At 65.3% G+C, this 12993-nt stretch carries 14 protein-coding genes and 1 tRNA gene; 10 read left to right on the forward strand and 5 right to left on the reverse strand.

Features of this window, described 5'->3' with window-relative positions; genetic code table 11:
* Positions 1-633 precede the first annotated feature (633 nt).
* The gene (locus tag ACILRN_RS11330; protein ID WP_395688371.1) at positions 634-1134 is read left to right on the forward strand and encodes a nuclear transport factor 2 family protein; all 501 of its coding nucleotides are present in this window, start codon (positions 634-636) and stop codon (positions 1132-1134) included.
* On the opposite strand, the gene ACILRN_RS11335 is transcribed toward ACILRN_RS11330, so the two are convergent.
* Positions 1122-1424: a hypothetical protein gene (locus ACILRN_RS11335; protein ID WP_395688373.1), complete on the reverse strand. Its 303-nt coding sequence runs from the start codon at positions 1422-1424 to the stop codon at positions 1122-1124. The two genes, ACILRN_RS11330 and ACILRN_RS11335, sit on opposite strands and share 13 nt — an antisense overlap.
* A gap of 99 nt (positions 1425-1523) precedes the next feature.
* Here ACILRN_RS11335 and ACILRN_RS11340 point away from each other — a divergent pair.
* From ACILRN_RS11340 to sseA, 5 genes are all read left to right on the forward strand, one after another.
* Positions 1524-1599 (forward strand) — tRNA-Asn (locus ACILRN_RS11340).
* Positions 1600-1703: 104 nt separating this feature from the next.
* On the forward strand, positions 1704-2360 hold the full coding sequence (locus tag ACILRN_RS11345; RefSeq protein WP_395688375.1) for a hypothetical protein: 657 nt from the start codon (positions 1704-1706) through the stop codon (positions 2358-2360).
* Between the two features lie 99 nt (positions 2361-2459).
* The gene (locus tag ACILRN_RS11350) at positions 2460-3485 is read left to right on the forward strand and encodes a cysteine synthase A (RefSeq protein ID WP_395688377.1); all 1026 of its coding nucleotides are present in this window, start codon (positions 2460-2462) and stop codon (positions 3483-3485) included.
* A complete protein-coding gene (locus ACILRN_RS11355) occupies positions 3482-4201 on the forward strand; it encodes an alanyl-tRNA editing protein (protein WP_395688379.1) in 720 nt (239 codons plus the stop codon). The genes ACILRN_RS11350 and ACILRN_RS11355 overlap by 4 nt, the downstream gene beginning before the upstream one ends.
* Complete coding sequence (gene sseA / locus ACILRN_RS11360) at positions 4198-5043, forward strand: 3-mercaptopyruvate sulfurtransferase (RefSeq protein WP_395688381.1); 846 nt, start codon at positions 4198-4200, stop codon at positions 5041-5043. Before ACILRN_RS11355 ends, sseA begins: the two co-directional genes overlap by 4 nt.
* A gap of 15 nt (positions 5044-5058) precedes the next feature.
* Here the strand turns inward: sseA and ACILRN_RS11365 are convergent, their stop codons facing one another.
* The 3 genes from ACILRN_RS11365 to ACILRN_RS11375 all read right to left on the reverse strand — a co-directional run bounded on the left by ACILRN_RS11365 (position 5059) and on the right by ACILRN_RS11375 (position 7972).
* Positions 5059-6105, reverse strand: coding sequence for an amino acid ABC transporter substrate-binding protein (locus ACILRN_RS11365; protein ID WP_395688383.1), 1047 nt, complete (start codon positions 6103-6105; stop codon positions 5059-5061).
* An 87-nt stretch (positions 6106-6192) separates the two neighbouring features.
* Positions 6193-6936, reverse strand: coding sequence for a cobalt-precorrin-6A reductase (locus ACILRN_RS11370; protein WP_395688384.1), 744 nt, complete (start codon positions 6934-6936; stop codon positions 6193-6195).
* Positions 6926-7972 carry a cobalt-precorrin-5B (C(1))-methyltransferase gene (locus ACILRN_RS11375; RefSeq protein ID WP_395688386.1) on the reverse strand — a complete coding sequence of 349 codons (1047 nt, stop codon included), beginning with the start codon at positions 7970-7972 and terminating at the stop codon, positions 6926-6928. Before ACILRN_RS11375 ends, ACILRN_RS11370 begins: the two co-directional genes overlap by 11 nt.
* A gap of 22 nt (positions 7973-7994) precedes the next feature.
* On the opposite strand from ACILRN_RS11375, the gene cobA reads away from it, so the two are divergent.
* Genes cobA through cbiB form a run of 4 tightly spaced genes read left to right on the forward strand, consistent with a single transcriptional unit; the run spans position 7995 to position 12621 of the window.
* The gene (cobA, locus tag ACILRN_RS11380) at positions 7995-8864 is read left to right on the forward strand and encodes a uroporphyrinogen-III C-methyltransferase (protein WP_395688388.1); all 870 of its coding nucleotides are present in this window, start codon (positions 7995-7997) and stop codon (positions 8862-8864) included.
* Between the two features lie 48 nt (positions 8865-8912).
* Positions 8913-10208: a cobyrinate a,c-diamide synthase gene (locus tag ACILRN_RS11385; protein ID WP_395688389.1), complete on the forward strand. Its 1296-nt coding sequence runs from the start codon at positions 8913-8915 to the stop codon at positions 10206-10208.
* Positions 10205-11665: a cobyric acid synthase gene (locus ACILRN_RS11390; RefSeq protein WP_395688391.1), complete on the forward strand. Its 1461-nt coding sequence runs from the start codon at positions 10205-10207 to the stop codon at positions 11663-11665. Before ACILRN_RS11385 ends, ACILRN_RS11390 begins: the two co-directional genes overlap by 4 nt.
* Before the next feature lie 14 nt (positions 11666-11679).
* Positions 11680-12621 (forward strand): adenosylcobinamide-phosphate synthase CbiB, encoded by a 942-nt coding sequence (gene cbiB / locus ACILRN_RS11395; RefSeq protein ID WP_395688395.1) that lies wholly within the window; start codon positions 11680-11682, stop codon positions 12619-12621.
* Here the strand turns inward: cbiB and ACILRN_RS11400 are convergent.
* Positions 12611-12993 (reverse strand): bifunctional adenosylcobinamide kinase/adenosylcobinamide-phosphate guanylyltransferase (locus ACILRN_RS11400; protein WP_395688393.1); only part of this gene is annotated, 383 nt, incomplete at its 5' end. The two genes, cbiB and ACILRN_RS11400, sit on opposite strands and share 11 nt — an antisense overlap.

The raw sequence follows: 12993 nt of genomic DNA on the forward strand, positions 1-12993 counted from the left end.
TTGAACCATGAGCAAGGACAGCGCAGGTCAAGCGATACGACTTTCCAAAGTTCCTACCCGAATTGAGCACCGGCACAACTCATTCACGCCGCAAACAACATCCTCTTCCTCTGGCCGTCCTCGACTGCGTCCACCAGACACCAACTATTTTCGAGGCCTCCGCAAATCCCCGCAAGACGATCGCACCGACATCTGACGAACAGACCCCACAAATACGCATCATCATGAGGGGCATTACTCATTTTTACTATTAAAATAACTTTTGTATAGATCTCATTACTACTGTCAAGTCGTTTTGTCGATGCTCCAGCGGACTGCTCTTGCGAACGCCCTGCGTGAACCTTCTCCAACCTCTTTAGCTCAACGGATCAGCAATACTGGTGCAGCAGCAACTCCTGTTTTGAAATCATCGGCCGCCACAGGCCGAGTAAAAAGAATTTCGAAGGAACGACCCCGATCCAACAGGCGACGGCTGTGCAGTTTCGCTCTCCTGGCTCGATACACAAGCAAGCTGTTGAGCCTTGGTCGCCTGAAGACAATCGCGGCGGCTGCAAGTCACCATCAAAAAACCAGTTTTACTCTTTGCCGGGCTCGGCTAACTAAGGCTATGCTTGCCAAATGGAGTCAGATCACATGAGAACAAAAACCCGTGCTCTTGGTTCTGCCGTACTCGCACTTTTCGCGAGCACGGCATCTGCCCAGTCAGACGGTACGGGGGATCTTGCCCGCAGGGCGGAGATTCTGCAGGACGTGATCTACGCCTATGCCTATGAGTGGGACGGCAAGGACTGCGCTGCCTGGGCGCAGCTGTTCACGGCCGATGGCGTGTTCGACCTGTCCGGGAGTGCAAGCCTCGCTGCAACGGCAAGGCGGGCCGAGGGAACGGAACAGATTCGCGCCTTCTGCGAAAAGCGCATGAGCACCGTGCTCGCCGATGTCTCGTCGCACCACTTCATGACCAACACCGTGTTCGGCAAACTGACGCCCGATAGCGCCGAAGCAAGGACCTATGCCTTCGTCACATGGCGAAAGAACACCGATCCGGTTCCCGTGGTTCAGAATTCAATCATCTACCGGGATGTGATCGTAAGGCAGAACGGCAAGTGGCTGCTCAAGGAGCGCTACGTCGAGTGATCGGCTGCGTCGCGGGTGGCGCGGCGCGGTCCGTAGCCGAATCGTGCAGCCTGGGCAGGAAAGCGGCGGTGCAGCCAGCCGCCCAGGGCAACCACGCCGCGGCGCTGGGCACGGCGCACCGGTGGCAGGTCCACCGCCAGTATCGCCAACCCAACCGGCACCATCCAGAAACCCAGCACCGGCAGAAAGCCGAGGACACCACCCGCCACCATGCCCCCGCCCAGCGCCATGCGCAGGGCCGGATGGCGCGGCAAATGAAGACTGCGGCCCAGAAGGTTGATCTTCGCCATGCTGGTGTGAACTCCCGATGAGACTGATATATATGGGGTGGGCGCAGCCTGGAGAAAACGCTTTTCCGGACCGGCGGGCTCTGCTATAGCGCGGCCAATTCCCCGATAGCTCAGTTGGTAGAGCATTCGACTGTTAATCGAATGGTCCCTGGTTCGAGTCCAGGTCGGGGAGCCAACCGCCTCAGGCCCGGCGGCCCGGCCTGCCCTCCGCGTCGAGACAGGCAGCCCCGCCGGACAGGCACGAACCGCGGGCACTGTCCCGTTCAGAGGAGATCATCGATGAAGCTGAAGTTCCTGGCCCGCGCGGCCATGCTGACCGCAGGTGTGGTTCTGGCCGCCGCTGCGGCACAGGCTGCCGAGCCGGTCAACCCGCATGTGCCACTTGCCAAGACGATCGGCAAGCCGGTGAACCAGGCCCCGGTGCCCTCGCTCGGCGTGGTCAACTCGGACGGGGCCACGCTTGCCGACGGCAAGCTCACGCTGACCGGCGTCAGCAACAACATCATCGTCTTTGCCGACCGCCCGGTGCGGGCTGCCGGACATGAAACGATGGAAATGTTCCTGTCGCGCTGGGGCGATGGCAAGGACAGCTTCGCCAAGGACCCGCCGAATGCCACCATCTCGGTGCTGGGTGGTGAACAGGGCGGAGTTGCCGATGCCGTGGTCGTCATCTCCAACCCGAAGCTCGAGAACGGCAACCTGACCTTCGACGCCAAGGTTCTCGAAGGCGACCTCGCCGGCGTCAAGGGGCCTGCCGCGCTGTTCATCGACTCGTGGGCGGTGTTGCCCGATGGCGTCGTGGTGCATGGCCACCACGGCTGGTATGGCGATCCGGTCTATGGTGCACCGGTCTACGCGCCGCCCGTCTATGCCCCGCCGCCGGCCTACTATCCGCCGCCGGCCTGCGGCTATTACCCCTATCCGCCCTGCTACTGAGCAGGCCTCTCACCAACACAGAGCGCCGGACGGGGGTCCGGCGCTTTTTCATGCCTCGGCATTTGACGGAGCCCTCCCCCATGGGGCATGTCTAATCGCATGGATATCAAGCAAGACGTCATCGCCGCCATCGGCAACACGCCGCTCATCAAGCTGCGCAAGGCCTCGGAACTCACCGGCTGCACCATCCTGGGCAAGGCCGAATTCATGAACCCCGGCCAGTCGGTGAAGGATCGCGCGGCGCTGTTCATCATCCGTGATGCCATGGCGCGGGGCGAGCTGAAGCCCGGCGGCACGATCGTGGAGGGAACGGCGGGCAACACCGGCATCGGCCTCACGGTGGTTGCCAATGCGCTGGGCCTGCGCAGCGTGATTGTCATCCCCAACACGCAGTCGCAGGAAAAGAAGGACGCGCTGCGCCAGCTGGGCGCCGAACTTGTCGAGGTGCCCGCGGTTCCCTACAAGAATCCGAACAATTACGTGAAGTATTCAGGCCGCCTCGCAAAGGCGATGGGCGCGGTGTGGGCCAACCAGTTCGACAATGTGGCCAATCGCAAGGCCCATATCGAGACCACGGCTCCCGAAATCTGGGCGCAGACCGATGGCAAGGTCGATGGCTTCGCCGCCGCGGTGGGCTCCGGCGGCACGCTGGCCGGGGTCTCGATGGGCCTCAAGGCAAGAAACCCGAGGGTCAGGATCGCGCTGGCCGATCCAATGGGGGCAGCCCTCTACAACTGGTACAAGCACGGGGAACTCAAGGCCGAGGGATCGTCGATCACCGAAGGCATCGGCCAGGGCCGGATCACCGCCAATCTCGAGGGCGCCATCGTGGACGACGCCTTCCAGATCCCCGATGCCGAGGCCATTCCCATTGCCTTCGATCTTCTCGAACATGAGGGCCTGTGCATGGGTGGCTCGACCGGCGTGAACGTGGCAGGCGCCATGCGGCTCGCCAGGGAGATGGGCCCCGGCCACACGATCGTGACCATTCTCTGCGACTATGGCACGCGCTATGCCTCGAAGCTGTTCAACCCGGCCTTCCTGCGCGAGAAGAACCTGCCGGTTCCGGCCTGGCTCGAAAAGGTGCCGCAGGTTCCCGACGTCAGCGAAGCGGTGCCGGCGTGAGCACGGACCTGCTGTTCCGCGATGACGCCTTCCTGAGGCACTGCACGGCAACTGTCACCGGCGTCAACGATCGCGGCGGCATCCTGCTCGACCGCACGGTGTTCTATGCAACCGCCGGTGGCCAGCCCGGTGACAGGGGCCTGATCCGCTGGGCAGGTGGCGAGGTGGCCATCGCCACCACCGTCTATGACGAGGCCAAGGACGTGGTGCATGTGCCCGCCGAGGGACAGGCCGTACCACCGGTGGGTACCGCGGTGACCGCCGAACTCGACTGGGACAACCGTCACCGCAACATGCGCGCCCACACGCTGATGCATCTGCTGTGCGCATCGGTGCCGTTTCCGGTCACCGGCGGGGCCATCAACGAGGATGGCGGGCGCATCGACTTCGACATTCCCGAAGGCCAGATCCCCGACAAGGTGACGCTCACCACCACGCTGAACCGGTTGGTCAGCGAGGATCACCCGGTGAGCTTCCGCTGGATCACGGACGAGGAAATGGCCGCCAACCAGCACCTGATCCGCACCATGTCGGTGAAACCACCGACGGGCACAGGCCGGGTGCGGCTGGTCATGATCGGGCACGACGGCAATGTGGATCTGCAGCCCTGCGGCGGCACGCATCTGGCCTCGACCGCAGCGATCGGACCCGTGACGGTGGCCAGGATCGAGAACAAGGGCAAGATCAACCGGCGCATCAGGGTGGTGTTTCAATGAGCGGCGATCTGGTTTCCACGGAATGGCTGGCCGCGCATCTCGCCTCGCCGGACATCGCCATTCTCGATGCCTCCTGGCATCTGCCGACTGCCGGGCGTGACGCGAAGGCGGAGTTTCTCGAACGCCACATTCCGGGGGCTCAGTTCTTCGACATCGACGACGTGTCGGACACCACCTCGCCGCTGCCGCACATGCTGCCCTCGCCCGAAAAATTCGCCTCGCGCATGCGGAAGCTGGGCGTGGGCGATGGCAAGCGCGTGATTGCCTATGACTCGGCAGGCCTGTTTTCGGCAGCGCGCTGCTGGTGGATGTTCAAGGTGTTCGGCCACCAGGACGTTGCCGTGCTCGACGGTGGCCTGCGCAAATGGATCGCTGAAAACCGTCCGCTGGCAGATGGCCCCGCCATCAAGCCGCAGGAACGCCATTTCACGCCGCGCTTTCGCACCCTGATGGTGCGTGACCTGGACGAGGTGGCAGCGGCCCTTGCCTCCGGCGGGGCGCAGGTCGCCGATGCGCGGTCCGGCAGCCGCTTTCGCGGCGAGGAACCCGAGCCACGCCCGGGTGTGCGCCCGGGACACATGCCGGGGGCACGCAACGTGCACTATGCCAGCCTGCTCAACGGCGATGGCACGATCAAGCCGCCTTCCGAACTGGCGGCCATCTTTGGCTCCGCGGGCATCGATGTATCAAGGCCGGTGATCACCACCTGCGGCTCCGGCGTGACGGCAGCAATCCTGACGCTGGCCCTCACCCTGCTGGGAGCGAGGGAACACGCACTCTACGACGGTTCATGGGCCGAGTGGGGCGCAAGCCCCGCTGCACCGGTGGCAACAGGCGCCTGAGTCCGCCAGGCGGACTCAGCGCACCGGTGGAGTGTATTGCAGGCCGCCATCCATCCACAGCGCATTCTTGCCGCGGGCAATCTTGAGGGGCGAGCCCTCACCCACGTTGCGCTCGAAGATCTCGCCGTAATTGCCGACCGCCTTGATGGCATTCTCAGCCCAGTTCTCTTCAAGCCCGAGGCCGATGCCAAAGCCAGCCGAGGAGCCGTCAGGACCAGGCACGCCCAGCAGGCGCTGCACCTCAGGGTCGGCGGAGGTCGACTTCATTTCCTCGACGTTCTTCGAGGTGATGCCAAGTTCCTCGGCATTGACCAGCGCGAAATAGGTCCACTTCACGATGTTGAACCAGGCATCGTCGCCCTGGCGCACCACGGGACCCAGCGGCTCCTTGGAAATGATCTCGGGCAGAACGCGGTTGTCATCGGGCGCCTTCATCTCAAGGCGCAGCGCGTAGAGGCCGGACTGGTCTGTCGAATAGGCGTCGCAGCGGCCGTCCTCATAGGCCGCGATCACCTCGTCGTTCTTGTCGAAGGCCAGGAGCTTGTAGTCCATCTTGTGAGAACGGAAGAAATCCGCGATGTTGAGCTCCATGGTGGTGCCGGTCTGGGTGCAGACGGTGAGCCCGCTCATATCGTTGACGGACGCTACCTTCGGCGTGCGCGCCGTGTTCACGATGAAGCCCTGCCCATCGTAATACATGATACCTGCGAACTTCAGACCGCTCGACGTGTCGCGGCTCATGGTCCAGGTGGTGTTGCGTGACAGAACGTCGATGTCGCCCGACTGCAGCGCCGTGAAGCGTTCCTTGGCGGTAAGCGGCACGAACTCGACCTTCCGCGGATCGCCCAGCACGGCAGCAGCCACAGCACGGCAGAAGTCGACGTCCATGCCCGTCCAGTTGTTCTGAGCATCCGGCATGGAGAAGCCCATCAACCCCTTGCTGACGCCGCAGGTGAGCACGCCCCTCTGGCGTACCTCTTCCAGCGTGCCGGCGGTTGCCGCGCCCGTGGCGGCCGTGCCCAGCAGCGCACCGAGCAGGAGGGAAGCGAGCCTGGTTTTCATCACGACATCCTTTGTCTCATGGCATCCGGAGCGGATTCGCCGCAGCGCCGCTTCATGACCCAAAACAATCGGAAAACGGGTGTCAGGTCAAGGAGAAAGCTGCCGTCCGACGGCGGCGACGAGAGCCGCGACGGTATCTGCCCCTGGCGCTTCGGGTTTTTCAGGGCGGGTCATCATGATGACCGGACTCTGCGTCATCCGGGCTGCGTCCAGTTTCTCCCGGCCGAGGGCTCCACCGGCATTCTTGCTGACCAGATGGGTGATCTGGTGACCCCGCATCAGTTGCATCTCGGATTGCACGCTGAAGGGCGGACGCTCGCGCAGCACGATCCAACCGGCTGGAGGATCATCCGCCGGAGCCTCGATCATCCGGGCGACGCCCGAAATGTCGTTGCGCCTGAAGAAGGGAGCGAGCTCCTTGCGGCCGATGGCAAGAAGGCAGCGCGCTCCTGCGGGCAGAGCCGCAGCCGCCTCTGCCGCCGAACCGACCTCGATCCAGAGGTCACCCGCCTGGCGCTGCCAGGCCGGCCGGTCGAGCCGCAGCAGCGGCACGCCGAGGGCGACACAGGCTGCATGCGCATGCCGCGAGATCTGTGCGGCAAAGGGATGGGTGGCATCGATGACGAGCGAGACGTGCCAAGACTCGAGATAGGACCTGAGACCCTCGACACCGCCGAAGCCACCAGTCCGCAGGCGGCCCGCAGGACGCTCGGGGCTGGAGGTGACGCCGGCCAGCGAGGTCACCACATCATGGCCGCGCCCGACAAGGATACGGGCGATCTCGCGGGCATCACGCGTGCCGCCAAGAATGAGAACCGGGCTAGCCGGCATGGGCGATGATCGCGCCATCACGCGACACGATGATCACGTCGGCCGCAACCGGCGCACCGGAAAGCACGGCCTGCACGGTCTTCAGCGCCGCCGCCGCGACGCGGGCCGCCAGATCCGTTTCGCGCGCCATCTCGAGGACTTCAAGAGCGGTATTGGCCGCCAGCACCCTGTCGGGCGGCACGGCGGGGCACAGCGCGGCGAGCCAGGCGAGATCGAGCTGCGAGCGGCCAGAGTGCAGGTCCAGAGCGCCCTGCCCCAGCTTGCAGATCTTGGCAAAACCACCCCCGATCGTGACGCGCGGCACCGGATGGCTGCGCAGATATTTGAGCAGGCCGCCCGCGAAGTCGCCCATGTCAAGCATGGCCTCAAGCGGCAGCCGATAATGTGCGCGGATGGCATCCTCGGAGGTCGAGCCGGTCGATCCTGCAACATGGCCGAGCCCCATGGCGCGAGCCACGTCGATGCCACGATGAATGGAGGATATCCACGCCGCGCAGGAAAACGGATTGACGATGCCGGTGGTGCCAAGGATGGACAGGCCACCGACGATGCCGAGCCGCGGGTTCCAGGTCTTGGCGGCGATCTCGGCACCGCCCGGAATGGAAATCTCGATCTCGACATCGCGGCCGCCCATCTCCTCCACCACCTCGCGCATCATCTGGCGCGGCACCGGGTTGATGGCAGGCTCGCCCGGCGGCACGGGCAGGCCGGCGCGCGTGACGGTTCCGACCCCGGGACCGGCGATGAAGCGAATGCCCGAGCTACCCTCGCGCAGGGTGGCCACCACCATGCAGCCATGGGTGACATCGGGATCATCTCCCGCATCCTTGATGATTCCCACACGCGCCCAGCCGACGCCAGCCTCGGTCATGGCCAGGGCAAATGACGGGGTTTCCCCCTTGGGAAGGCGGATCGTGACCGGGTCCGGAAACTGCCCGGTCCGCAATGCCGCAAACGCCGCCTTCACTGCCGCGGTTGCGCATGCGCCGGTTGTCCAGCCTCGTCTTAACTCGCCTTCGGGCTTCTCACTTCGCATCGGCCCACTGTATAAGGCGGCCATGGCACTTGGACCAACGAAAAGGATCGGCGAATGGCTGAGCGCAGGCGAGCGCCCAACCGGCTTTGCGCGACTTGATTCCGAAGGTTTTCCGGCCTTCGAACCCGGCTGGGTCTGGCTGGTGGGCGCCGGGCCCGGCGCGCCGGGCCTGATGTCGCTGCTGTGCTACCATGCGCTGCAGACCTGCGACGTGGTCGTTTACGATGCGCTGGTGAACCCGGACATCCTGCGCTGGGTGAAGATCGGCGCCGAACTCGAATATGCGGGCAAGCGCGGCGGCAAGCCCTCGCCCACCCAGCGCGACATCACGCACCGGCTGATCGAACTCGCGCAGGCGGGCAAGCGCGTGTTGCGGCTCAAGGGCGGAGATCCCTTCATGTTTGGCCGCGGCGGCGAGGAATGCCAGCACCTGGCCCTCGCCGGCATACCCTTCCGCATCGTGCCCGGGATCACATCGGGCATTGGCGGCCTGGCCTATGCCGGGATGCCCGCAACCCACCGTGACACCAATCATTCCGTGATCTTTCTCACCGGCCATGATGCAACAGGCTCGATGCCCGCCAACGTCAACTGGGGGGCGATCGCGATGGCCTCGCCGGTGATCGTGATGTACATGGCCCTCAAGCACATGGGCGAGATTGCCACAGCCCTGATGGCAGGCGGTCGCGGCGGCGATGACCCGGTCACCATCGTGTCGAATGCATCGATGCCCCACCAGCAGGCCGCACAGACAACGCTGGCGGAAGCCGGAGCCTTCATCACGGCCCACGACCCACCCACACCCGCCATCATCGTCGTTGGCCGTGCCGCCGACTGGCGCGGCCTGCTCGACTGGTACAAGGGACCGATGCGGGAGAACCCGATTGGGTAACGGATCTTCCGGCCGTCCTTGCCGGCTGCATGAGCTCTGCGCCGCCACATGAGCGCCCCGTGCAAGGCTCTCGTCATCGCGGCGCCCGCATCGGGAAGCGGCAAGACGCTGCTGACTCTCGGCCTGTTGCGCGCCTTCCGCGACAGCGGTGTGCGGGTTGCTGCAGTCAAGCTGGGGCCTGACCACATCGACCCGCGCTTCCACGAGGCCGCTTCCGGCAGAACCTGCTTCAACCTCGATGGATGGGCGATGTCGCCTGACCAGATCTCCGCAATTCTGCGCGAGGTGTCACGCGAGGCCGATCTCCTGATCATCGAGGGCGTGATGGGCCTGTTCGACGGGCCGCGCGGCGCCAGGGGTTCGACGGCCGATGTGGCAGCCCTGCTCGGCCTGCCCGTGCTGCTGACACTCGATTGCCGCCATCAGGCGCAATCGGCGGCGGCGCTGGTCCATGGCTTCGACAGTTTCCGGCCCGACACCAGGCTCGCGGGGGTGATCCTCAACCGGGTCGCAAGCGAGCGCCACGAGCACCTGCTGCGCGAGGCACTGCCACATCAGGTGATTGCCTGCCTGCGCAATGACCAGGCGCTGAACTGGCCTTCGCGCCATCTCGGCCTCGTGCAAGCGCAGGAAAACCCCGCTCTCGAGCAGTTCGTGCGCGATGCGGCGCGGCGCGTCAGCCATCCCGACCTGCTGAACCGGCTGCTTGACCTCGCAACCGCCCCGAACCTGCCGGCCACCACCGGCATCAGCCGACCGCTGCTGAAGCCGCTCGGCCAGAGCATTGCCATCGCAGCAGACGACGCCTTCAGCTTTGCCTATCCGCATGTGCTGGAGGGATGGCGGAAGGCGGGCGCGGCGCTCTCGTTCTTCTCACCACTGGCCGACCAGCCGCCAGATCCGCACGCCGATGCGGTGTTCCTGCCCGGCGGCTATCCGGAGCTGCATGCCGGGCGGCTGGCTGCGGCCAGCCACTGGCTTGCGGGGCTGCGCGCCCATTCGGGCCTCGTCTATGGCGAATGCGGCGGCTACATGGTGCTGGGCGAGGGGCTGACCGATGCCGAAGGCGTCACCCACGCCTTGGCAGGGCTGCTGCCGCTCGCCACCAGCTTCGCCAGCCGCAAGCTGCATCTGGGCTACCGCCGCCTCACGCCACTGAGCGATGCTCCGTGGTCGGATGAGCTGCGTGCGCACGAGTTCCACTATTCAAGCCTGCTCGCACAGGGCGAAGCCGACCCGCTGTTCGCGGCTCATGATGCGGCAGGCGCCGCCCTGCCCGCCATGGGCCTGCGGCGCGGCCGGGTGATGGGTTCCTATGCGCATGTGATCTGCGAGGCGCCATGACGCGCGCCATCATGTTCATGGGGACGGGGTCGGACGTGGGCAAATCGCTCATCGTTGCCGGGGTTGCCCGCGCCCTTTGCAATCGCGGCATGCGCGTGAGCCCATTCAAGCCGCAGAACATGTCGAACAATGCCGCGGTGACCGCCGACGGCGGCGAGATCGGCCGGGCCCAGGCGCTGCAGGCCCGCGCCGCCCGGGTGGACGCCAGCGTCCACATGAACCCGGTGCTGCTCAAGCCCGAGACCACCACCGGCGCACAGGTGATCGTGCAGGGGCAGCGCCAGGGATCGATGGCGGCGCGCGACTATTTCCGAACCCGGCAGCAATGGATGTCCGCCATCCTCGAGAGTTTCCGAACCGTGGCCGCAGAGGCCGACGTCGTCCTGATCGAAGGCGCCGGCAGCCCGGGCGAGATCAACCTGCGCGCGGGCGACCTTGCCAACATGGGCTTTGCGGCGGCAGCCGACCTCCCGGCGCTTCTCATCGGCGATATCCACCGCGGCGGCGTCATCGCCTCCATCGCCGGCACATTCGCAATCCTGCCGCCTGAGGATCGTGCTCGGCTGAAAGCGTTCCTGATCAATAAGTTTCACGGTGATCCTGATCTCTTTTCTGAGGGACGGGCCTTTCTCGAGCGCGAAACGGCCACGCCGTGCGTGGGCATCGTGCCTCAGTTTGCGGCCGCAAGGCTGCTCCCGGCCGAAGATGCAGTAACACTAGAGGATTTGGCTTCAACCCACTCTGATGGCGTTGTTATTTCTGTTTTGAGATTACCAAGGATTGCCAATTTCGACGATCTCGACCCGCTGCGCCTCGAGCCCGGTGTGCGTGTCGTTTTCGTACAACCCGGCGAGCCCATTCCCGCTGCCAGCCGGCTTGTCATCATCCCCGGTTCGAAATCGACCATGGCGGATCTGGCCGCCCTGCGCGCCGAAGGCTGGGATATCGACCTGATGGCCCACGTGCGACGCGGCGGCATGGTGCTGGGCCTGTGCGGCGGCTACCAGATGCTCGGCCAGAAGATCCATGACCCGCACGGGCTCGAAGGGACCGCGGGCAGCGTCGACGGTCTGGGGCTGCTGGCCGTCGAAACCACCCTGATGGCCGACAAGACCCTGACCCGTGTGAGTGGCGTACACGCCGCGAGCGGCCTGCCGATTTCGGGCTATGAGATCCACCTCGGTCAGACCGCGGGACCCGACTGCGCCCGGCCGTTTGCAAGGCTCGGCCAGGCGACGGATGGCGCCACCAGCAGATCCGGACAGATCATCGGCAGCTATCTGCATGGCTGTTTCGCCAGCGACCGGTTCCGCTCCCGGTTTCTGCAGAGCCTTGGCATTGCAGCGAGCACCGTGCGGTATGATCACACCATCGATGCCACCCTCGACCAACTGGCGCAGCACATGGAAACCCACCTCGACCTCGACCGTATCCTGACGCTCGCGAAGGTGCTGTGATGGACTGGCCTGTCATGGAATTCGGCCGCGCCGCGGCGGCTCTGCTCATCGAACGCCTTGCGGGCTATCCCGACGCCCTGTACGAGCGCCTGCGCCACCCGGTGGTATGGATGGGCAGCCTGATCGATGCCCTGGACCGCACGCTCAACCTGCCGGGCGTTTCGAAGCTCGAAGGCCGGCTGCGCGGGGTTGCCGCGCTGGCAATCCTGGTCGCGGCGAGCTTCGTGCCCGCCGTGCTGCTGGCACATCTTTTGTCGGCCTGGTCGTGGGGCTGGCTGGCGGAGGCTTTGCTGGCCACCACACTGATTGCCCAGACATCGATGCGCAAGCATGTCATGGCCGTCTACGACGCGCTCGGCCGCTCGCTGGCGGAGGCGCGCACGGCGGTTGGCCGCATCGTCGGGCGCGACCCCGCGCAACTCGACGAATCCGGCATTGCCAAGGCGGCGCTGGAGAGCCTTGCGGAGAACAGCTCGGACGGCATCGTGGCGCCGGTCATCTGGTATGCGCTGCTCGGCCTGCCCGGCATCGTCGTCTACAAGGCGATCAGCACGGCTGACTCGATGATCGGCCACAGGTCGGAAAAATACCTTCAGTTCGGCTGGGCCGCAGCGCGGCTCGATGATCTCGTCAACCTGCCCGCCTCGCGCCTGACGGGGCTGTTGTTCGCCGCCTGCCAGCCCGGCACTGCCCGCCAGGTGATCGCCGTCATGCGCCGTGACGCGCCGCATCATCAGTCGCCAAACGCGGGCTGGCCGGAGGCCGCCATGGCGGCCGCGCTGGGACTGCGTTTCGGCGGTCCGCGCAGCTACGACGGTGAGGTTCTCCACCTGCCCTATATGGGCGAGGGCCGCAGCGAGATGGACCGCAGCGACATCAAGCGCGGACTTGCGCTGTTTTCAAGAGCGATGTGGCTGCTGTTTGCAGCACTCGCACTGCTTTGGCTCATCCTTTGAGCTTCAAGGCAAGCCCGGCCGCCACCAGGAACACCTCGTCGGCCACGGCGGCAAGCCGCTGATTGAGACGGCCCTGCTCGTCACGGAAGCGGCGCGCCATGGCGTTGTCTGGCACGATCGACATGCCAACCTCGTTGGAGACAAGGATCACCGGCGCCGTGCAGGCCGCGAGCGCTGCGCAGAGTTCATCGCCCGCCGGCGCGATCTCGCGCTGGTGGTGCATCAGATTGCCAAGCCAGACGGTAATGCAGTCGACCAGCACAAGCCCTGCCGCCGCCTGCACGGCCTGTGCCAGATCAAGCGGCGCCTCGTGGGTGGCCCAGCCCTTACCGGCGCGGTCCGACCGGTGACGGGCAATACGCTCGGCCATCT

Origin of the sequence: Aestuariivirga sp. (genome assembly GCF_044238155.1) — a bacterium.
Classification (GTDB): domain Bacteria; phylum Pseudomonadota; class Alphaproteobacteria; order Rhizobiales; family Aestuariivirgaceae; genus Aestuariivirga.

Excerpts from the sequence above, each read along its gene's own strand:
- ACILRN_RS11330 (WP_395688371.1), top strand. The coding sequence starts at position 634 with ATGAGAACAAAAACCCGTGCTCTTGGTTCTGCCGTACTCGCACTTTTC.
- ACILRN_RS11335 (WP_395688373.1), bottom strand. The coding sequence starts at position 1,424 with ATGGCGAAGATCAACCTTCTGGGCCGCAGTCTTCATTTGCCGCGCCAT.
- ACILRN_RS11345 (WP_395688375.1), top strand. The coding sequence starts at position 1,704 with ATGAAGCTGAAGTTCCTGGCCCGCGCGGCCATGCTGACCGCAGGTGTG.
- ACILRN_RS11350 (WP_395688377.1), top strand. The coding sequence starts at position 2,460 with ATGGATATCAAGCAAGACGTCATCGCCGCCATCGGCAACACGCCGCTC.
- sseA (WP_395688381.1), top strand. The coding sequence starts at position 4,198 with ATGAGCGGCGATCTGGTTTCCACGGAATGGCTGGCCGCGCATCTCGCC.
- ACILRN_RS11365 (WP_395688383.1), bottom strand. The coding sequence starts at position 6,105 with ATGAAAACCAGGCTCGCTTCCCTCCTGCTCGGTGCGCTGCTGGGCACG.
- ACILRN_RS11370 (WP_395688384.1), bottom strand. The coding sequence starts at position 6,936 with ATGCCGGCTAGCCCGGTTCTCATTCTTGGCGGCACGCGTGATGCCCGC.
- ACILRN_RS11375 (WP_395688386.1), bottom strand. The coding sequence starts at position 7,972 with ATGCGAAGTGAGAAGCCCGAAGGCGAGTTAAGACGAGGCTGGACAACC.
- cobA (WP_395688388.1), top strand. The coding sequence starts at position 7,995 with ATGGCACTTGGACCAACGAAAAGGATCGGCGAATGGCTGAGCGCAGGC.
- ACILRN_RS11385 (WP_395688389.1), top strand. The coding sequence starts at position 8,913 with ATGAGCGCCCCGTGCAAGGCTCTCGTCATCGCGGCGCCCGCATCGGGA.
- ACILRN_RS11390 (WP_395688391.1), top strand. The coding sequence starts at position 10,205 with ATGACGCGCGCCATCATGTTCATGGGGACGGGGTCGGACGTGGGCAAA.
- cbiB (WP_395688395.1), top strand. The coding sequence starts at position 11,680 with ATGGAATTCGGCCGCGCCGCGGCGGCTCTGCTCATCGAACGCCTTGCG.